Raw genomic sequence first — 19376 nt, forward strand, 5'->3', positions numbered from 1 at the left:
CTCTGGGAGGGGCACCGGATCGAGGACGTCGCCACTCCGGAGGCGTTCGCGGAGGATCCGGAGCGGGTCTGGCGTTTCTACGAGGCGCGCCGGCGCCATGCCCGGGACGCCCGGCCGAATCCGGGACACGCGGCGCTCGCGGCGATGGAGGAGAAGTTTCCCGGGTTCCTCCTCGCCACCCAGAACGTCGATGGTCTCCACCGCCGCGCCGGCAGCCGCAACGTCGTCGAGCTCCACGGGTCGATCGAGCGCCGTTACTGCGTCCGGTGCCGCCGGATGGCGGAGGACCTCGAGCCTCTCGAGATCCTTCCGCCGCCGTGCGCGGGATGCGGCGGGATCATGAGACCCGACATCGTGTGGTTCGGAGAGCCGCTGCCGGTCGAGGCCTGGGCGGACGCTCAGGACGCCGCGCGCGCCGCCGACGTCTACCTCGTCGTCGGCACTTCCGCGGAGGTCTATCCGGCGGCGGGGCTCGCGCTGATCGCCGCGGACGCGGGCGCCGAGGTCTTCGAGATCAATCCGGCGGAGACGGCGCTCTCTCCCGTCTTCGCGGGCGCGATCCGCGAGCCTTCCGGCGTCGCTCTGCCTCGGATCCTTTCCGCTCTCGAAGAGTAGAATCGCGCCGGAGGGGAAACGTGCCGCTTCGCGAGTTCGCCTGCGACGAATGCCGCCATCGATTCGAGGAGCTGGTCTCGGAGGGCGAGAGGACCGCGTGCCCCGCCTGCGGCAGCGCGCATCTGACCCGCCGCTTCTCCGCTTTCGCCGTCGCGAGCTCCGGTGCCCGCCCGAAGCCGGAGACCCGGGGCGGCTGCGGGTCGTGCGGAGACCCCCGGGGACCCGGAGCTTGCCGGCTGGACTGATCCGGATCCGTCCGATGACGCGCGGGCGCGTCTTCGCGGCCCGGGCGATCGCGATCGCCGCCGACTTCCTCCAGATCGCCGTTTTCCCCGCGTTCTCCGAGGGGGGCGTCTCTCCCCTCGACGCCGGGCTCGACGTCGCCGTCGCGGGACTCATGACCTGGCTCGTCGGCTGGCACTGGGCGTTCCTCCCCTCCTTCGCGGCGGAGCTCGTGCCGCTCGTGGATCTCGTGCCGACGTGGACCGCCGCCGTCCTGATCGCGACGCGGCCGTCGAGGCGCACCCCGCGGGGTCAAGAGTCCGTCGGTCGCGAGTCGAGAGCCAGGGAGGGACGGCCGGACCACGGTTCCTGACACGTCGCCCGCGACGGGACGAATCTCGGCGGCGCGGCGAGGCGCCCGACCCGCGACTATTTCTTCAAGAGCTTGAACGCGTGATTCCACCCGCCGCCGCGGAGGGCATAGAGCACCCAGAGGAGGCACATCGGCTCGAGGAGCCGCGCGCCTTCGATGTCCCCGATGTCGATCGAGCTCCAGCCGAAGTCGTCGAGGATCGCGGCGACGGTGCTCTTCGCCGAGCCGTCGTTGCCGCAATAGAACATGTCGGGCGGACCGCCGGGGAACTCCGGACGCACCATGTGAGCGTGGCCGACGATGTTGAAGGCCTTCACGACGCGGGCGTCGGGCAGCCAGCGCTGCACCTGCTCGCCGCCCGAATCGGTGTGGCCGAGAGCCAGGGCGGGCGGTTTGCCGGGCGCGGAGACGAGCGGGTTCGTCGCGTCGATCACGACCTTTCCGGCGAGTGTGGTGGGCGTGGCCAGGCGCAGCGCGTTTTCGGTTCCGGACCACGACGTGGCGAGAACACCGAGCTCGCCCCAGGACGCGGCCTCGGAAAACGTCCCGCCTCGGACGGTGGCTCCGGCGGCGCGAGCGGCTGCTTGCGCCCTCCCGGCTTCTCTCGAGCCCATCATCACATCGTCGCCGCGCCCCGCGAATCCCTTCGCGAGCGACCGGCCGACGTCTCCGGTTCCCAGAATCGCGACTCTCATCGATCGAGTCTACTTCGGCGGGCCGGGTCGGCGCCCCGGCTAGACTCTCGCCAGGGCGGCCATGGCCGGCGCCAGATCCTGCCGCGCCTTCCAGAACCCTTCCCACGGATCCGGCTTCCGAAGCCGCGCGGCGAAATTGCCGATCGTGAATCGCGCCGGGAGGAGATCCGGCCGGACTTCCTTCCAGGACAGGGGAGTCGACACCGGCGCGTGCGGCTTGCGGCGCGCGCAGAAGGGCGAGGCGACCGTCTGCGCCCAGGCGTTCCGGTAGGGATCGAGATAGACGCGTCCCCCGCGCCGCGCGATCGAGGATTCGACCGTGAAGAGATCGGGATACGCGGCCGCGAGCTTCGCCCCGAGCGACTCCGCGAACGCCTTGACTTCGTCGCAGTCCGGCCCGACGCGGATCGGCACGAACACGTGGAGGCCCTTCCCGCCGGAGGTCTTCACGAACGACGTCAGGCGCAGCGCGTCGAGCGCCTGTTTCAGGCGCAGCGCGCCGGCGACGGCGTCGGCGAGCTTTCCCGAGTCCGGGTCGAGATCGAACGAAACCCAGTCGGGCTTGCGGGGCTCGTCCTTCCGCGCGGACCAGAGATGGACCGCGATGCAACCGAGGTTCGCGAGCGCGAGCTGCGTCTCCCGCCGGCCGCCGACCACGTAGTGGCGCTCGCCGTTCCGGTGCCGGACGAGCTTCGTGGGCGTGCCGGGCGGCATCGCCGCCGGCTTTTCCTTCTGGTGGAAACACTTTCCGCGGAGTCCGTGCGGACAGCGCTTGAGGGAGATCAGCCGGTCCTTCATCCAGGGTCGGAGCGCCGGGAAAACGGAATCGTAGAACCGGACGAGGTCGAGCTTCGTCCAGCCCTCCTCCGGCCAGAGGACGCGTTCCGGGTTCGTGACCGGGACGCCCCCTACCGCCGGTCGCTGTTCCACACGGATCGCCGTCCGCGGGTCTTCCGTTTCAGCGGCGCCTTCGTCTTCAGCAGCTTGCGGATCTCCGCCGGCGGGTCGCCGGTCGCCGCTTTTTCGATGTCGCCACCCTCGTCGCGGGCGATCTCGGTCAGGATCCGCTTCGAGACGACGGAGCGCGGCTCCGTTTCGGCGATGTCCTCCGTCGTGGCGTACGCGTCCCGGTGCTTGATCAGGAGCCACGAGGCGCGCGATTCCCCGCCGCGCGGCTTCAGCCGGACGAGGACCCAGGATCCCTTCAGCTTCTTCCCGCGGAGGGTGAACTTGAGATCCCCCTTCTTCAGGGCGGCGCCGGGGTCGTCCTGCTCCGGCTCCCAGGTGCCGTTGTCCCAGATCATCACGGTGCCGCCGCCGTATTGCCCCTCCGGGATCACCCCTTCGAACGCGTTGTACTCGATGGGGTGATCTTCGGTCGGCATGGCCATCCGCTTGACGGAGGGGTCGAGCGAGGGCCCCTTCGGAACGGCCCACGAGAGCATCACGCCCTTCCACTCGAGGCGAAAGTCGTAGTGGAGGTGCGAGGCGCGGTGTTTCTGCACGACGAAGGCGAGCGCCTTCCGGGGCTTCGTCTTCTTCGGACGCCCGGCGGGCTCGGGCGTGATGCGGAAATCGCGTTTCCGCTTGTATTCTTTGAGTCCCACGGAAATGGCCTCCTGCAAGGTCAGTGCCCCGGCCGCGCGCTTCCGGCCCGAAACTCTCCGACGATTCGCCCGTTTATACTGCCGAATGAATGAGAGAGGAGACCCCATGTCCGATTCCCCACGCCTTTCGATCGTGCGCACGGCCCTGATTTCGGCGCTGGCATTTCCCGCTTTTCTGCTCCCGGCGGGAAGAGCGGGGGCGATCACCCCCGCCGACATGGATCCGGCCGCGAGCCCCTGTCGCGACTTCTACACGTATGCCGACGGGGGCTGGCTGAAGAACAATCCGATCCCGCCCTCGTTCTCCCGCTGGGGGACCTTCACGGTTCTCGCGGACCACAACCGCGAGGTGCTGAAGTCGATCCTGGAAGAGGCGGCGGCCGGGAAGGCGCCGGAAGGTTCCGACGAGCGGAAGATCGGCGACTTCTACGCGGCGTGCATGGACGAGACGCGGGTCGAGTCCGAAGGGGCGAAGCCGATCGCTCCCGAGCTCGGGCGGATCGAGAAGATCGCCGACCGCCGGGGCCTCGAGGCGGAGATCGCGCGCCTCCACGAGCAGGGCGTCAACGTCCTCTTCGCCTTCGGATCGCAGCAGGATCGGAAGAACAGCGAGGAAGTGATCGCCGGCGCGTTCCAGGGGGGACTCGGCCTGCCCGACCGCGATTACTACGTCAAGGACGACGAGAAGACGAAGACGATCCGGGAACAGTACGTCGCCCACGTCGGGAAGATGCTGTCTCTCCTGGGCGACGATCCGGCGAAGGCGGCCGAGGAGGCGAAGACGGTCCTCGCGATCGAGACCCGCCTCGCGAAGGCGTCGATGACCCGGGTCGAGCGACGCGACCCGGATGCGACCTATCACCGGATGACCGTCGCGCAGCTCGACGAAATCACTCCCGGATTCGAGTGGAAGGCTTACCTGCGCGACGTCGACGCGCCCCCGTCGGCCGTCAACGTCGGGCAGCCCGAGTTCTTCAAGGCGCTGAACCGGGATCTCGACGAAGTTCCCCTCGCGGATTGGAAGACCTATCTCCGCTGGCATCTCGTCGCGAACGCCGCGCCGACCCTCTCGTCGAAGTTCGTCCAGGAGGACTTCGATTTCAACGGTCACGTGCTGAACGGCACGACGGAGATCCTCCCGCGGTGGAAGCGCTGCGTCGCGGCGACCGACGGCGAGCTCGGCTTCGCGCTCGGCAGGAAGTACGTCGAGAAGACCTTCCCGCCCGAGTCCAAGGCGCGGGCCGACGAGCTGGTGAGGAACCTCATCGCGGCGCTGCGCGACGACCTCGCGACGCTGCCCTGGATGGGAGACGCCACGCGCAAGGCGGCGATCGAGAAGCTGGCCGCGTTCACGCCGAAGATCGGCTACCCCGACGAATGGCGCGACTACTCGGCCTATCGAGTCGGCCGGGAGAGCTACGCCGCCAACGTGTCGGCGGGGGACGCGTTCGAGTTCCACCGTCAGTTGAACAAGATCGGCAAGCCCGTCGACCGCAAGGAATGGGGGATGACCCCCCCGACCGTGAACGCGTACTACAACCCGGCGAAGAACGAGATCGTCTTTCCGGCCGGTATCCTTCAGCCGCCTTTCTTCGACGGCAAGGCGGACGACGCCGTGAACTACGGGGCGATCGGCGCGGTGATCGGACACGAGATGACGCACGGGTTCGACGACCAGGGGCGGAAGTTCGACGCGCACGGCAATCTGCGGGACTGGTGGTCGGCCGAGGATGCGAAGAACTACGGAGAGCGCGCCGCCTGCGTCGAAAAGCAGTTCGACGGCTACGTCGTCCAGGAGGGGATCCACGAAAACGGGAAGCTCGTGCTCGGGGAGAGCATCGCCGATCTGGGAGGATTGAAGATCGCCTGGCGCGCGTACCAGAAGAGCCTCGAAGGGAAGCCCGCGCCGGCGCCCATCGACGGTCTCTCGGCCGACCAGCGCTTCTTTCTCTCGTATGCGCGCGTCTGGGCGGAGAACGACCGTCCGGAGTCCGAACGCATCCAGGTGGTGACGAATCCCCACCCGCTCGACCGCTTCCGCGCGATTGCGGCGCCATCGAACATGCCGGAATTCGAGAAGGCGTTCGGGTGCAAGAGCGGGGAGCCGATGGTCAGAGCCGATCGCTGCGCGATCTGGTGACGGTCGCCGTCTCGAGTTTCGGGTCACCGCTCGCGAGCAGCCCGGCGGGTTCTCCGACCCGGCGGCGACCCTCGTCGAGCGCGACCCGAGACTCGCGACGCGGGACTTGATTACGGCACAGCGATTGCTGGAAATCGGGGCGTGAGAAGAGGGTTTGCCGTTCCGGTGCTGATCGTCGCGATGGCCGGCTGCCATTCGACGACCGATCCCGGAAGCGGCCAGGCTCCGGCGGCGGCGCCGCCCACGGCGCAGCCGAGCGCGCCCGCGCCGAACCCGCCCCCGGTCAAGCCCGGAACGGCGACTCCGCCGGTCCCGCCGCCGCCGCCCCCGCCTTTCGCGCGATGAGCCGCCCTCAGACCCGTTCCACCCCGCGGCCCGCGTAATCGGTCAGCAGCCAGACCAGGAACAGCGCGACTCCCGCCGTGACGAAGAATCGCCGGGCGGGAGATCCCGGGGCGAATCCGAAGATCCAGGACGAGGCGGCGAGGAACACCGAGACGACGAGCTCGAGGACGCCGTGCGCGACGAACGCGATTCCTCCTCCGGTCCTGCCGGGAAATCGCGTCGCAAGCGTCACGAGGAGGTGGACGACCGCGAGAATCCAGCAGATCGCGGCGGGAAGGCCGCCGAGCCCGATCGCGAAGGGAGCCAGGGCGAAGACCACGACCGCGACGAAGTCGATGAGCCGGTGAGGCCCGGGGGCGATCAATTTCATGCGCTTCCTCCCGCGGCGATCTTCGTCCGCCGGGTCGCCCGAAGCAAGGGCTCCGTTCCCCGACCTGGCACCCATGTTGCTTTTTCGGAAGGTCGAGGAGGGTGGATGTCACGACGCGAGGAGCTCATGCAACGTTGCGACGCCGCGATGAACGCCGCCGCGGAAAGGGCGGAAACCATCACCGAGTGGAGCGACGAGACGCGCGTGGCGGTCTCGATGACGATCCGCCTTCTGGGCAAGCAGTTCTCGGAGACCCTCGAAATCGCTCTCGCTCTGGCGCACGAAGACGTCGATCCGGTGAGCCCGGAGCAACTGGCGGAGGTCGACCGCGACTGGAACCTCTTCATTCGCTAGCGCGGACCCGTCGGCCCTGCCGGCTTACCGATCGCTCCGTACACCGCCTCGCCGAACGCGTCTGGCCCTGATTCGTGCCGCGAGACCATCGCCCGGATCGCAATTCTGTCGTCGATTCTCGAATTGGCAGGGTGTTGACACGGCATCGAAGCGCGGCGAGACGCGAGCCCGACGGGATGCGGGGCCGCTCGAGGCGTCCCGAGTCGTACCGAGAGCGTACGGCGAGGGCGGCGCGAGCGGGCACGCGCCCGTCCGGCTCGATGTATCGCCGCGCCTGCTTTTCTAGCCGAACGCCTGGTGTACGACCTTCGGCAGATCCCGCCGCCTCAGCTTCTCCACGAACAGCCCCGCCGTCAGGAACGTGGCTCGTCCGTCGGCGCCGCGCTGCTCGCACCGCACGACGTAGAAATCCACGTGCTCGACGCCCGCCGGACCGCTGAGCTCGAGAGAGCACCGCTGACCCGCTTCGAGCGGCTCCTCGGTTTCGAGCGCGATACCCATTCGAGAAAGATTCACGACGGTGACCGGTCCCTCCACGCCCTCGACGCGCGCGGTGAAGCCTTCACCCGCAATCCGCCGGGCGGAACGGCGGCCCGATAGGACCATGGATCCCTCCGTCAACCCTGTGTGAGCGCCGGATCTTGGCACGATCCGGACGATCCGGCAAGGGCGGAGCCGAGGCGTATGATTTCCGGACGGAGGTGAGCATGAAACGGATGCGGCGAATGGTCGTCGTCGGGCTGGTCGCCGGAGCGGCCGCGGCGGCGCACGGAGCCTCCGTGCGGTACGGCACCGAAGCGGAGGCGCGGGCGCTCCTCGACAAGGCCGTGGCGCTCTACCGGAAGGAGGGGGCGGCCGCGATCGAGGCGATCGGCAAGCCCGCGGGCCCCTTCGTGCAGCGGGATCTGTACGTCGTCGTGATCGGGCCCGACAAGAAGATCGCGGCGGATGCCGCGGAACCGGAGCTCGTCGGCTCCGAGATCGCCACCCTGCGCGACCCGCTCGGAAAGCCGTGGGCGCTCCTGCTCCAGAAGCAGGCGACCGAAGACGGGGTCGTGGTCGATTACGAGGCGAAGAATCCCCAGACGGGCAAAGTCGAGGACAAGTCGGCGGTCGGCGTGCGCGTCGGAGACTGGGTGTTCTCCTGCGGTTATTACCTCCCGCCGCCGAAACCGGCCGAGAAAGCCGCCTCGGAGGCGCCCAAGCCGGGCCAGGAGAACTGGGCGGGGAAGTGGACCACGACGGACGCCGACGGCTCGCCCTACACGATCACGCTCGATCCGTCCGGCACCGCGCAGAGCGGCCGCGGCGAGGGGCAGCAGGGGTTCTGGATCCCGGACGCGGCGGGGGCCCGGATCGACTGGACCGACGGGTGGACCGATTACCTGGTGCCGTCGTCGGGCGCATTCGAGCGCCTGGCGTTCGCGCCGGGCGCTCCGCGCGACGAGAAGCCGGAGAGCACGACTCCCGTCACGCGGGAGAAGTGAGCCGGAGCGATCCGGGAACGAGCGCGCGGCGCATCTGCGCGGGATAGTTCGTGAAGATCCCGGAAGCCCCCGCGGCGATCAGCCGGCGCGCCCGCGCCGCGTCGTCGACCGTGTAAGCGAGGACGGGACGGCCGCTCCCCGCGACCGCGCGGAGCAGGCGAGGCGTCACGGCCGCGAACTGGCAATGGATGCTCGACGCCTCGAGCGCCTCCGCCGCGCGGAGGACTCCCGGCACGCGGTGCCGCGCCATCGGCGCGACGGGCGCCTCGGGAATCGCGTTCTTCACCTCCGCGAGAAGCTTCCAGTTGAAGCTCGAATAGATCGCGTATCCGCGTCCGGCGAGGGCCCGCGCGAGGACTCGCGCGTATCGCCCCCGGCCTGCCCTCCGGCACTTGAGGTCGAGCGTCAGCGGAAAACGCGGCGGGATCGCCTCCAGCACCTCCTCGAGAGTGGGAATCCGGGCGCGTTTTCGTCCCCGGTGAAAATGGTAGGAGACGTCGAGGTGGCGAAGGATGTTGAGCGAGGTGTCTTCGACCGAGACCGTGTGCCCGGCGACGCGCCGAAGGTTCAGGTCGTGGACGGCGACGAGATGCCCGTCCGACGTGAGGCGAAGGTCGAGCTCGATCATGTCGGCCCCCTGCTCGACGGCGAGCCGGAAGCTCTCGATCGTGTTCTCCGGGCTCTCGCCGCACGCGCCGCGGTGCCCGATCACCCAGGGCCGCGGGGGGAGGCCCATCGCGTCGAGCTCGGGTCGGAGCGGAGAAGCCGAAGCCGGTCTCATCCCCTGACGATAACGCGGGAGAGACGGGACCGGATTCCCGAGCGGTTCGAGCGATTTGCGCCTGCTCCCCGGCCTTCGGGTCAGGCGGAGACGCGGGCGACGAGTCCGATCATCCTTCCGGCGCCGGGCCCGTCGCGGCGGAACGAGGCGAGCTCGGCGCCGCCGCAATGGGTGCAGAATGGGAGGACCTCGATCCGGCCGGGAAGGATGCCCTCCTCTTCGAGCTGGGCCCGGTTGGCGCTCTTGAGATCCAGGCGGAACTTCCCGCCGCACTCGCGGCGGACGAAGGCGCCGGCGAACGTCGCCGCGACTTCTCCGCCGACCTCGTAGCAGCACGCGCCGATCGCCGGCCCGAGCACGGCGCGAAACGCGGAGGGCGCCTCGCCGCATTCGCGGGCGAGTGCGCGAACCCCTTCCGCGGCGGCGCGGACGGCGGTTCCGCGCCACCCCGCGTGGATCGCGGCGACTCCCGCCGAGGCCTGGAGCAGGATCGGAACGCAGTCGGCCGTCTGGACGACGAGAGCGACGTCGGATCGAGTCGTGACGAGGACGTCGCCTTCTCCGACGAGCCGGGTCTCCCCGGCGGGGATCGGCTCCCGGACCGCGAGCACGCCCTTCCCGTGGACCTGGGTCGCCCGCGCGATCGGGAGGGCGGGCCGGCCGAGCGCCGCCGCCAGGCGCCGCGCGAGATGGGCCGTCGCCGACGGCGTCTCCGGGGGCGCTTCCCCGCGCCGGGAGAAGGCCGCGATCGTCTCGCCTCGCCGGTCGCTCCAGAGATCCACGGCGCCAGAATACCGCGGTTCCGGCGATGCCCCGGCCGGAGCGGGACCGGGACGACCTGTTACAATCTGGCGGTGTCCGTCTCCGAAAAAGTGAGGGTCGTTCCGGTCATCGGGCTCGAAGTGCACGCTCAGCTCGCGACCGTGTCGAAGATGTTCTGCCCCTGCGCGACGACCTTCGCCGCCGAGCCCAATTCCGCGACGTGTCCCGTCTGCCTGGGGTTCCCGGGGACGCTTCCGGTCGTCAATCGCGAGGCGGTCACGCTGGCGATCCGATTCGGCCTCGCCGTCGGCGGGACGATCGACCGGCGTTCGGGGTTCGCGCGCAAGAACTACTTCTACCCGGACCTCCCCAAGGGGTACCAGATCACCCAGTTCGACCGACCGGTCGTCACCGGCGGGGCGATCGAGATCGAGACGGAGAGCGGAATCCGCGACATCCGGCTCGTCCGCGCTCACCTCGAGGAGGACGCCGGGAAGTCCCTGCACGAGAACCCGTTTCCCGACGTGCCGGACACCGTCACGCTCGTCGAATGGAATCGCGCCGGCGTCCCGCTCCTCGAGATCGTGTCGGAGCCGGATCTGCGCTCCGCGGCCGAGGCGATGGCGTATCTCACCGAGCTGCGCCGGCTGCTGCGCACGCTCTCGATCTCCGAGGCGAACATGGAGGAGGGGAACCTCCGCTGCGACGCGAACGTCTCGGTCCGGGATTCCGAGTCGGATCCGCTGGGAACGCGCGTCGAGATCAAGAACATGAATTCGATCCGCAACGTGGGACGCGCGATCGAGCACGAGATCGAGCGGCAGGCGGATCGGCGCGCCGCGGGGGGGAGGATCGTCCAGGAAACCCGGCTCTTCGACGCGGCGAGCGGCGAGACCCGGGTGATGCGGAGCAAGGAAGAGGCGCACGATTACCGGTATTTCCCCGAGCCGGATCTCGGCGCGCTCGTGATCCCGGAGGCGTGGATCGCGGAGGTCCGCTCGACGCTTCGCGAGACCCCGAGGGAGAAGCGACGGCGCTTCCGGACCATCTACGCGCTCTCCGCGGCGGACGCCGAGCTCCTCTCCTCGTCGCGGTCCCTGGCCGAGTACTTCGAGACCGTGGCCGCCTCGGTCGCGCCCCGGCTGGCCGCCTCGTGGGTGACCGGCGAGGTGCTTCGCTGGATGAAGGATCAGAAGCTGTCGCTCGAGGAAACGGAGCGATTCTCGGTGCCGCCTTCGGCGCTCGCCGAGCTCCTCGAGTTCGTCGCCTCGGGAGAGCTCTCCGTCTCGGCGGCGAAGGTCGTCTTCGAGGAGATGGCGCGCTCGGGCCGGCGCGCCCCGGATGTCGTGCGCGAGAAGGGGCTGACGCGGGTCTCGGACGAATCGTCCCTCTCGGCCGCGATCGAGGCGGTGCTCCGCGACAATCCCGCCCAGGTCGCGCAGTATCGCGCCGGAAAGACGGCGACGTTCGGATGGTTCGTCGGTCAGGCGATGAAGGCGACGGGCGGCCGCGCCGATCCGGAGACGCTCCGGCGGCTGCTCAAGGAACGGCTCTAGTGTCCCGTCGCGGAAATAACTTCAGCGTCGCGCCTGCGGCTTGCGGACGAGGGCCAGACGCATCGCGGGAGCCGATGCCGGAAGCATCGGGCCCGCGACGCAACGCCGCCATCGTTCGCAATGTGCTGGCGCCCTTCGGGTTCGGGCGGCGCGGGGCGATCTGCGGCGCCGCCGCGACTCGACGATGGCACCGCATCGCCTTCACCGCGGCGACGGGCCGCTCACCCCGCGGCGCTCCGAACGACACGAAAGCTGTTTCCGGGACGGGACACTGGGCATGATCCAGGTGTTCCATCTCTCGAAGGAGTACGGCCGGTACCGGCACGCGCTGACCGATGTCTCCTTCACGATCCACAAGGGGGAGTTCGTGTTCCTGACCGGACCGTCCGGCGCGGGCAAGACGACTCTCCTGCGCCTCCTCTTCCGCGACGAGCTCCCGACGGAGGGTCAGATCATCGTCAACGGGCGGAACATCGGCGTGCTGCCGACCTCGAAGCTGCCGTATTTCCGCCGCACCGTCGGGATCGTCTTCCAGGACTTCAAGCTGATCGGCCGCAAGACGGTCTTCGAGAACCTCGCGTTCGTGCAGAACATCCTCGGGACTCCTCCGGCCGAGCAGAAGCGGCGCGCCTACCAGGTCCTCAAGCAGGTCGGGCTGCACTATCGGATGAACGCCTATCCCTCGGAGCTCTCGGGCGGCGAGCAGCAGCGGGTCGCGATCGCCCGGGCCCTCGTGAACGAGCCGCGGCTCCTTCTCGCCGACGAGCCGACGGGGAACCTCGATCCGGCCCTCTCGGAGGAGATCATGCATCTCTTCGCCGAGATCAATCTCCGCGGCACGGTCGTCGTGATCGCGACGCACGACGTGGAGCTGATCCGGCGCATGGGGAAGCGCGTCCTCACGCTCGACCACGGGCGGCTGCGGGAGGACCAGGCCCGGCCCCCCGTCGCCCTCGCCGCCCGCGAAGCGCCGTTCCTCCCGGCGTGATCCGCGTCGCCGTCCGCCACGCGTTCGCCGAGGCCTGGTCGATCGCCCGGAGCGGACCGGGCCTGACCGTCGTCGCGGTCGGCCTGATCTCGGTCGCGCTCTACATCCCCGGGATCGTCCTGCTCCTGACGCAGAACGTGGCGCGGCTCGCCTCCTCGGCGGAGGAACCGGCGTCGATCGTCGCGACGCTCCTTCCGTCGGCCGACGCGCGCGCTCTCGCGAACGCGATCGCGGCCGCCCCAGAGGTCGCGCGCGTCCGGATCGTCGGACCGGCCGCCGCGCGACGCCGGTTCGAGACGACGTTCCCGGACCTCAAGGAGCCCCTCGGAAAGCTCGAGGGGATGGAATTCCCCGCGTCGCTCGAGGTGGTGCTGGCGCCCTCCGCCGCTTCCCGCGGGAGCGCGATCGCGAGCGAGATCGCCCGGCGCCCGGGAATCGAGCAGGTGCAGGAGGAGGCGCCGTTCGAGATCCGCTTCCGGGACTTCCTCTCGGTCGTGCGCCGCGCGGCGTTCGCGCTCGGCGCGCTCCTTTGCGGGGCGGCGGTGCTCTCGGTCGCGTCGGCCGTGCGGCTCGCCCTCGACCAGCACCGCGACGAGATCGACATCATGCGGTTGATGGGGGCGACGGAGACGAAGATCCGGACGCCGTTCTGGCTGCACGGAGCCCTCGCCGGCGGGGCCGGAGGCGTCGCGGCGCTCCTTCTCCTCGGGGCGACCTACCTCGCCGCCGGACGAAGCCTGGCGGCGTCGCCGCATCCGCTGCTGTCGGTCTTCTGGGTCAGGTTCTTTTCGCCGAAGATGGCGGCGCTGTTTCCCCTCGTGGGAGCGGCGGCGGGGTTTGTGGGCGCGGCCCTCTCCGTGGGAAAGGCGCGACTTTAGGCGGCGCGGCGATACATCGAGCGAATACGGGCGCGTGCCGCCCGCGAGGCCCTGCGACCTACCCTCGGTAGGCCTCGCGACCTCGCGGGCAACCCGCATCCCGTCTCGCTCGCGTCTCACCGACCGGAACGGGTCGTTTCCAAACGGCATGGCTGCGACGATCGCGAACCGCAACGATATCGGCTGAGGTGACCGTGAGGCGCGGTCAGGCGTGCTGGAAGACGCGCGCGGGCGCCCGGGCCGGCGGGGAAGGCGTACCGGGGCGTACGTTGACCCCGCCGGCCGGGCGCCCGCGTCCCGTATAACAGTACGTATGGACGCGCCCGCCGTTAGACGGAATCGGAAGGAACCGGTTCGTCGGGTTCGCCCAGCAGCCGCGCCACGGGCTGCCAGTCCTCGACGTTCTCGCACACGACCTTCAGCGCCGAGGTCAGCGGCACCGCGAGAATCGCGCCGGCGACGCCCCACAGCATCCCCCAGAAGAGGAACGCGATCAGGACGGTCAGCGGAAAGAGCCGGACTTTCCCGCCGACGATGAACGGCGTCAGGATGTTTCCTTCGACGAACTGCAGGACGAGGTAGACGACGAGCACGGAGAGCGCCGCCCGGCCGCCGAGCTGGAAATAGGCCACGAGGACCGCGGGGATCGTCGAGATGATCACTCCCACGTACGGGACGAGGACGCAGAGGCCCGCGAGCGGACCGAGGATGTAGAAGTAGTTGACCCGAAGCGCCATCAGCGACAGCATCGTCGCCGCCGCCATGATCAGGACGACGAAAGACTCGCCGAGCGCGTAGGCGGTCAGCGAGCGGGAGATCGCCCCGACGACGTCGAGCCGCTCGAAGCGCCGGTCGCGGCGGAGGAGTCCCGAAAGCGCGCGGCCGAACTTCTCGCGGTCCTTCAGCATCAGGAACGAAAGGAGCGGAACGGCGGCCGCCGAGAGGAGCGTCGAGAGCGTCGAACCGACCCGCGCCAGCAGCGCCCGGGTCGTCTCGAGCGACGACTCGGTGATCTTGACCTCCCGGACTCCGCGGGTCTCCTCCGGCAGGATGCTTCCGGTGCGCTCCTGTACGTTCCGGACGAAATCCGCGAGGCGGCTCGTCACGTCGCGGATCTTGCTCTGGTAGAGAGGGAGGTCGAGGTAGAACTGCTGGAGCTGCGCGGAAACGTTCACGATCAGGAGCGCCACGCCGCCGATCAGGATCGCGAGCACGAGCAGGATGGCGGGAATGCGCGGCATCCGCGCCCGTTCGAGGAGCGAGACGAAGGGGCGCAGCGCGAGCGAGAGGAAGAGGGAGAAGAAGATCGTCACGAAGAACGCCTGCCCGTAGGACAGGAGCGCGATCGCCGCGGCGAGCGCGAGGAGGCGCATGCCCCCCCGTCCGAGGGCGGGCGTCCGCGAAGCCGGGGGCTCGCCGCCGTTCACCGAAAAAAAACCCCCTCGGCCGGAGGGGGTTGAAGAGAGCGGGAGAAACGAACGGTCATGAGCCGGACACGAGGGTGACGACGATCACGGCGCGCCGATTCTTCGCGCGCCCTTCCGCGGTGCCGTTGTCGGCGACGGGATCGGCCGACCCCCGGCCCGCGGTCTTGATCCGCGCGCCGTCGATTCCGTGGCGTTCGACGAGGTAGGCCTTCGCCGCCTCCGCCCGCTCGGACGAGATCTTCATGTTGGCGGCTTCCGACCCGCCGTTGTCGGAATAGCCGGTGATGACCGCGGTGGAGTTGAGGTCGTTCTTCATCCGCAGGGCCACGCCGTCGAGGATCGCCTTGGCGATGTTCGTGAGGCGCGCTCCCCCCTTGTCGAAGCCGATCGTGTCGGTCGTCGTGCGGGTTTGGGGCGCCGGCGGGGCGGCGGGAGGCGCGCTCTCGACGGCGGGAGGCGGGGCCGCTTCGACCGCCTCCGCCGCGGCGGGTTCTTCGGTCGTCACGGCCGCGGGCGGCGGCAGCGGCTTCGGAGGCGCCGGCGGCGCGGGGAAGGGCGCATAGTGCACCCCCACGATTCCCCCCACCGGGTTCGGCGAGAAGCCGTGGCGCACGAGCTGATCGACGTTCGCGTTGAGCGCGGCGGTGACTCCCCAGCCGCTGTGGCCGAAGAACACGCGCACGCCGCTCGCGAAGTACGACCAGTCGGGAGACTTGATGTCCGGCGAGCCCTCGCTGATCGAGGCGTTGTCGTAGATGCTGCGGTCGAGCTCCGAGATCCAGTGGACGGGCCCGAAGGGGACGTCGGTGCCGACCGCGAATCGCAGCCGGTTCGGGACGCGGATGTCGGGGTCCGTCGACCGGCGACCGGAGAGGAGATAAGAGACGTTGCCCGTCACGATGCCGATCGAGCCGGACGCCCCGAACTCCCAGTCCGTGCGGCGGGTCTCCACGAAATCCTGGTCGTTGGCGACCGGGACGTGCGCCGCGGTGTAGAGGGCGATGCGCCCGCGCGAGCCGGCCTCCCACATCGACACCTTGAGGCCGACGCGGAGCTTCGCGGGATCGGTCAGCTTGAAGGAATCGAAGTACTCCTGGCCGTTGACGACGCCGGTCGTCCAGCCACCGCGGCTTTCGTCGCGCTCCTCGCCGGCGGAGGCGAAGATCTCGGCGTGATTGGCGATGCCGTACGCGAGGCTGCCGCGGAAGGTCGTGTTCGTGTGGCCGCGCTGGCGGTCTTCGGCCGGAAAGTTCGGATCCTCGCCGGCGGTCAACTTCAGGTTCTGCACGTAGAGACCGAAGGAGAACGCCCTCGCCGGCAGCACGTCGCCGGTCGGGATCGTGAAGAGGCCGGTATCGCCGCCGAAATCGGGGGCGAGGGGACCGGTGTACGGCGAGGGTGAATAGACGCCGACGCCGAGCTGGCCGGCGTAGACCTGAGCCCGAACCCTCGTCGGAATCGCCAGGAGCAGGAAAGCCAGGACGAGCGGCGCCCGGCGCGCAACCTTCATAGAAACTCCTTTCTCCCCAGTCTCCGCTACCATGCTTGGATCCGCCGGCCGATGCCGGAAATTGGCTTCAGTATAAAGCCAAATGTCGGCTTTTGAAAGACTTTTTGCGGCGGTGGGGGAGGGTTCGCGGGCGGGCGGGACGGTCACGCCTTCGGCTGCATCACGAGCGACATCTTCTCCTGGAAGGCGCGCATCGGCGCCGTTCCCCGGAGCGCGGAGATCGTCTGCTCGGTCTGGCGGATGAATTCCCGGACCGATTCGATGCCGCGCCCGCGGTCGATCTCGGCGAGGGCCTGGCGGTAGGGGCGATCGATTCCCGGCAGATTCTGCTCGCCCATCGTGGCTTCCGCTTCCTGCTTCACGCGCGTGCAGAGGATCATCAGGATCTTCTTCTCGTCGCCGAGCGCCGCCGGAGACGTGACCGGGACCGCAGCCGGAGACGACGGCCGCGCCGGCTCCTTCGCCTTGAGCTCGACGAGGTCGGCCGCCACGAGGCCGTAGAGCGTCTTCGCGACGTCGAAGGGAGAGGTCTTGTTGGCGCGGGCGATCTCTTCGATCGTCCGGTGCCCGTCGATCTTGCCGGCGAGGTTCCACTCCTGGGGAGAGAGGGTGACGGGTTCCGGGCTTTCGCGCTCCATCAGCTGGGGAACCGCGTCGATCCCCGGAATCTTCTTCGACAGGACCTTCCACTCGTCGAGGCGCCGCGCCGCCTCCATGAGCAGGCTCGTATTCGACTTCGTGATCGTGTGCTCGTCGGATTCGTCGTTCGGCGTGAACTGGAACTCCCCGGAGGACCAGATGGCCAGAGCGTAGACAGCTTCCTCGCCGGCGACGTCTCCGAGGCGGCTGTGAACCATCTGGCCATTCTTGAGGTAGATGAAGCCGCGTTCCGGGCCGCGGGTGAGCGTGAAGACCCCCGTTTTTCCCGAAACGGACATCAATTGAACGATGTCCGGGACCGGGAGTTCTTTGAGCGAACCCTGAAATGACATGTTTGGTAACGGGATGCTAGCACGCGGCCGAACGACCGTCAAAACCCGGCCCTGCCGCATGATGGCAGTGGCAGATCGCGGTCGCGAGGGCGTCGGCGGCGTCGAGCGGGATCGCCGCCGGACCGAACGCGAGGAGCGATTTGACCATTTCGCGCACCTGCGGTTTTTCGGCTCTCCCGTAGCCGGTGATCGATTTCTTGATCGTCAGGGGCTCGTACTGGAAGGTCGGGAGACCGGCCCGGGCGGCGGCGAGGAGCACGACCCCGCGCGCGTGCGAGAGCGCCACGGCCGCCGGGACGCTCCGTCCCTGGAAAACCGTTTCGAGCGCGACGGCGTCGGGGCGCGATTCGGCCAGGAAACGTTCCGCCTGCGCGAAGAGGGCTTCGAGGCGCCGCGAGAGCGGCCCTTCCTTTTCGCGCCAGACGCCGAACTCGAGCGCGACGAGGACGCCGCGGGTGAAGTCGACGAGGCCGAAGCCGCACGCCCGGGAGCCCGGGTCGATGCCGAGGACCTTCATGAATTCAGGCGCGGCGAAACGCGGCGTGATGCGGCCGCGGCCGCCTCCCCCCGCGTCTCGCCGTGTTTCTGTCGTCGGCCGTTTCGCTCGCGCAGGATTCGCGCGCCGCGATTCTCCGTCTCGACGCAGCGGCCGACACCGCGCGCGGGCCTCTAGGCCGACTCGGGGAGCTCCGCCGCCGTCCAGACGTTCTGGACGTCGTCGTGCTCTTCGATCGCTTCCATCAGCTTCATCAGCTGCGCGCTCTTCGCGTCGTCGAGCTTGACGGGGGTCTGCGGAATCATCGAGACCTCGGCCGCCGCGACGGCGACCCCCTTCGCCTCGAGCGCCTGCTTCACTTCGGCGAGCGACTCGGGCGACGTGTAGATCTCGAAGTACTCGGGATCGTCGGTCGCGAGGTCGTCGGCGCCCGCCTCGAGCGCGAGCTCCATCAGGCGGTCCTCGGCGACCTTGTCGCGTTCGACGGCGATGTAGCCCTTCTTGTCGAACATGAAGCGGACGCAGCCGCTCTCGCCGAGGTTCCCGCCGTTCTTGGTGAACATGTGGCGAATCTCGGGAAGCGTGCGGTTCTTGTTGTCGGTGAGAGCCTCGATGAAGATCGCGGCGCCGCCGGGGCCGTATCCTTCGAAGACGACCTCCTCGTACTGGACGCCCGGCAGCTCGCCCGTGCCGCGCTGGATCGCGCGCTTGATGTTGTCGGCGGGCATGTTCGCCGCCTTCGCGTCGTCGACCGCCTTGCGAAGGCGCGCGTTGGTGTCCACGCTTCCTCCGCCCTCGCGCGCCGCGACCGTGAGCTCCTTGATGAGGCGCGTGAAGATGCGGCCGCGCTTGGCGTCCGCCGCGCCCTTCTTGTGCTTAATCGTGCTCCATTTGCTGTGCCCCGACATCGTTCGTCCTCTCTCGGAAAGCCCGCTATTCTACCGCCCCCTTCCGGGGGTGTAAAGCGTGCGGCGATTGACATTTGCCGCAGCGCATGGAGATAATGGGGAATCCAACCATGGCCAAGAAGCTTCTCCTGATCGAGAACGAGCCGCGTTACATCGACAAGGTCCGTCTGGCCGGGGGCACCGATTTCGACGTGACGGTCGCGCGGGAAGGGGACGAAGGGCTCGTCGCCTTCGAGCGCGACCGGCCCGATCTCGTCGTCGTGACGGCGGCCCTCCAGAAGATGCGCGTCAACGACGTCATCCGCGACCTTCGCCGCAAGGGCGGCCCGACGGCACCCCCGATCCTGCTGATGATGTCCGGCTACAAGGGATCGAACCCGAAGGCCGACGCGCAGAAGATCGGCGCGTTCGACATCCTCGAGAAGCCCTTCTCCGACGAGACGTTCCGGAGCATCGCATTCGAAGCGATCGACTCGACCGACCCGGGCGCCCGCACGATGCGCATCGACGCCTCGCAGCTCCAGGGCGGGTTGACCTCCTCAGACATCTTTTCCGAGGTGCTCGAGGACCTCCAGCCGGAGTCCGAGCCCGCTCCGCCGCGGCGACCCGCCGCGACGATCCCCGACATCGCGGTTCCGGCGCCCCCGCCCCCTCCCGCGCGCGCGTCCTCTTCCGACGCGAACGTCGACCGCCGGCTGGAGGAGACGCTGTCGGGCATGCTGGCGCCGAAGAAGCCGGCCGCGCCCGCGGCGGCCCGGCCCGCCGCTCCTCCGGACTCCACGCCCGCGGCGCTGCGCGCGGAGCCCCCCAGACCGGTTTCCGCTCCGGCCGCTCCGCCGAAACCGGCCGAGCCGGCGCCCCCGAAGCCCG

At 69.2% G+C, this 19376-nt stretch carries 22 protein-coding genes; 10 read left to right on the forward strand and 12 right to left on the reverse strand.

Translation table 11 applies throughout. From position 1 onward, the window contains the following. Together VFS34_10950 and VFS34_10955 are read left to right on the forward strand one after the other, a co-directional pair. The coding region (locus VFS34_10950; protein HET9794971.1) for a Sir2 family NAD-dependent protein deacetylase at positions 1–615 on the forward strand (615 nt) is incomplete at its 5' end. A 259-nt stretch (positions 616–874) separates the two neighbouring features. Further along, complete coding sequence (locus VFS34_10955; protein ID HET9794972.1) at positions 875–1210, forward strand: hypothetical protein; 336 nt, start codon at positions 875–877, stop codon at positions 1208–1210. 56 nt (positions 1211–1266) lie between these two features. On the opposite strand, the gene VFS34_10960 is transcribed toward VFS34_10955, so the two are convergent. The 3 genes from VFS34_10960 to VFS34_10970 are packed head-to-tail and all read right to left on the reverse strand — an operon-like array spanning position 1267 to position 3512. After that, positions 1267–1905, reverse strand: coding sequence for an NAD(P)-binding domain-containing protein (locus tag VFS34_10960; GenBank protein HET9794973.1), 639 nt, complete (start codon positions 1903–1905; stop codon positions 1267–1269). Positions 1906–1944: 39 nt separating this feature from the next. After that, positions 1945–2835: a non-homologous end-joining DNA ligase gene (ligD, locus tag VFS34_10965; protein ID HET9794974.1), complete on the reverse strand. Its 891-nt coding sequence runs from the start codon at positions 2833–2835 to the stop codon at positions 1945–1947. Further along, on the reverse strand, positions 2814–3512 hold the full coding sequence (locus tag VFS34_10970; protein ID HET9794975.1) for a DNA polymerase ligase N-terminal domain-containing protein: 699 nt from the start codon (positions 3510–3512) through the stop codon (positions 2814–2816). Before VFS34_10970 ends, ligD begins: the two co-directional genes overlap by 22 nt. 106 nt (positions 3513–3618) lie before the next feature. On the opposite strand from VFS34_10970, the gene VFS34_10975 reads away from it, so the two are divergent. Together VFS34_10975 and VFS34_10980 are read left to right on the forward strand one after the other, a co-directional pair. Beyond that, positions 3619–5652, forward strand: a complete 2034-nt coding sequence (locus VFS34_10975; GenBank protein HET9794976.1) for a M13 family metallopeptidase — start codon at positions 3619–3621, stop codon at positions 5650–5652. A 141-nt stretch (positions 5653–5793) separates the two neighbouring features. After that, positions 5794–5997: a hypothetical protein gene (locus VFS34_10980; GenBank protein HET9794977.1), complete on the forward strand. Its 204-nt coding sequence runs from the start codon at positions 5794–5796 to the stop codon at positions 5995–5997. 7 nt (positions 5998–6004) lie between these two features. On the opposite strand, the gene VFS34_10985 is transcribed toward VFS34_10980, so the two are convergent. Beyond that, entirely contained in the window at positions 6005–6367 is a 363-nt protein-coding gene (locus VFS34_10985; GenBank protein ID HET9794978.1) for a hypothetical protein, read from the reverse strand. A gap of 105 nt (positions 6368–6472) precedes the next feature. Between VFS34_10985 and VFS34_10990 the strand changes: the two genes are divergently transcribed. Further along, positions 6473–6721 carry a hypothetical protein gene (locus VFS34_10990; protein ID HET9794979.1) on the forward strand — a complete coding sequence of 83 codons (249 nt, stop codon included), beginning with the start codon at positions 6473–6475 and terminating at the stop codon, positions 6719–6721. Positions 6722–7003: 282 nt separating this feature from the next. Here VFS34_10990 and VFS34_10995 read toward each other — a convergent pair whose 3' ends face one another. Continuing rightward, a complete protein-coding gene (locus VFS34_10995; protein ID HET9794980.1) occupies positions 7004–7327 on the reverse strand; it encodes a PilZ domain-containing protein in 324 nt (107 codons plus the stop codon). Positions 7328–7428: 101 nt separating this feature from the next. Here VFS34_10995 and VFS34_11000 point away from each other — a divergent pair, with 101 nt between their 5' ends. Beyond that, a complete protein-coding gene (locus VFS34_11000; GenBank protein HET9794981.1) occupies positions 7429–8208 on the forward strand; it encodes a cache domain-containing protein in 780 nt (259 codons plus the stop codon). Here the strand turns inward: VFS34_11000 and VFS34_11005 are convergent. Then, positions 8192–8989 (reverse strand): glycerophosphodiester phosphodiesterase, encoded by a 798-nt coding sequence (locus VFS34_11005; protein ID HET9794982.1) that lies wholly within the window; start codon positions 8987–8989, stop codon positions 8192–8194. The genes VFS34_11000 and VFS34_11005 overlap by 17 nt on opposite strands. 80 nt (positions 8990–9069) lie before the next feature. Further along, on the reverse strand, positions 9070–9771 hold the full coding sequence (locus VFS34_11010) for a polyphenol oxidase family protein (protein ID HET9794983.1): 702 nt from the start codon (positions 9769–9771) through the stop codon (positions 9070–9072). Between the two features lie 90 nt (positions 9772–9861). Here VFS34_11010 and gatB point away from each other — a divergent pair, with 90 nt between their 5' ends. The 3 genes from gatB (at position 9862) to VFS34_11025 (ending at position 13173) form a co-directional block, all read left to right on the forward strand. After that, on the forward strand, positions 9862–11307 hold the full coding sequence (gene gatB, locus VFS34_11015) for an Asp-tRNA(Asn)/Glu-tRNA(Gln) amidotransferase subunit GatB (protein HET9794984.1): 1446 nt from the start codon (positions 9862–9864) through the stop codon (positions 11305–11307). 277 nt (positions 11308–11584) lie between these two features. After that, a complete protein-coding gene (gene ftsE / locus VFS34_11020; protein HET9794985.1) occupies positions 11585–12295 on the forward strand; it encodes a cell division ATP-binding protein FtsE in 711 nt (236 codons plus the stop codon). Beyond that, a complete protein-coding gene (locus VFS34_11025) occupies positions 12292–13173 on the forward strand; it encodes a permease-like cell division protein FtsX (protein ID HET9794986.1) in 882 nt (293 codons plus the stop codon). The genes ftsE and VFS34_11025 overlap by 4 nt, the downstream gene beginning before the upstream one ends. A gap of 329 nt (positions 13174–13502) precedes the next feature. On the opposite strand, the gene VFS34_11030 is transcribed toward VFS34_11025, so the two are convergent. From VFS34_11030 to VFS34_11050, 5 genes are all read right to left on the reverse strand, one after another. Then, a complete protein-coding gene (locus tag VFS34_11030; protein ID HET9794987.1) occupies positions 13503–14600 on the reverse strand; it encodes an AI-2E family transporter in 1098 nt (365 codons plus the stop codon). Positions 14601–14655: 55 nt separating this feature from the next. After that, positions 14656–16110, reverse strand: coding sequence for an OmpA family protein (locus tag VFS34_11035; GenBank protein ID HET9794988.1), 1455 nt, complete (start codon positions 16108–16110; stop codon positions 14656–14658). A gap of 143 nt (positions 16111–16253) precedes the next feature. After that, positions 16254–17162: a DUF4388 domain-containing protein gene (locus VFS34_11040; GenBank protein ID HET9794989.1), complete on the reverse strand. Its 909-nt coding sequence runs from the start codon at positions 17160–17162 to the stop codon at positions 16254–16256. Then, positions 17119–17619 (reverse strand): crossover junction endodeoxyribonuclease RuvC, encoded by a 501-nt coding sequence (gene ruvC / locus VFS34_11045; protein ID HET9794990.1) that lies wholly within the window; start codon positions 17617–17619, stop codon positions 17119–17121. Before ruvC ends, VFS34_11040 begins: the two co-directional genes overlap by 44 nt. A gap of 152 nt (positions 17620–17771) precedes the next feature. Beyond that, positions 17772–18506: a YebC/PmpR family DNA-binding transcriptional regulator gene (locus VFS34_11050; GenBank protein ID HET9794991.1), complete on the reverse strand. Its 735-nt coding sequence runs from the start codon at positions 18504–18506 to the stop codon at positions 17772–17774. 110 nt (positions 18507–18616) lie between these two features. Here VFS34_11050 and VFS34_11055 point away from each other — a divergent pair. After that, a partial coding sequence (locus tag VFS34_11055; protein ID HET9794992.1) for a response regulator occupies positions 18617–19376 on the forward strand: 760 nt, incomplete at its 3' end.

This window comes from Thermoanaerobaculia bacterium (assembly GCA_035717485.1).
In the GTDB taxonomy this organism is placed as follows: Bacteria; Acidobacteriota; Thermoanaerobaculia; order UBA5066; family DATFVB01; genus DATFVB01.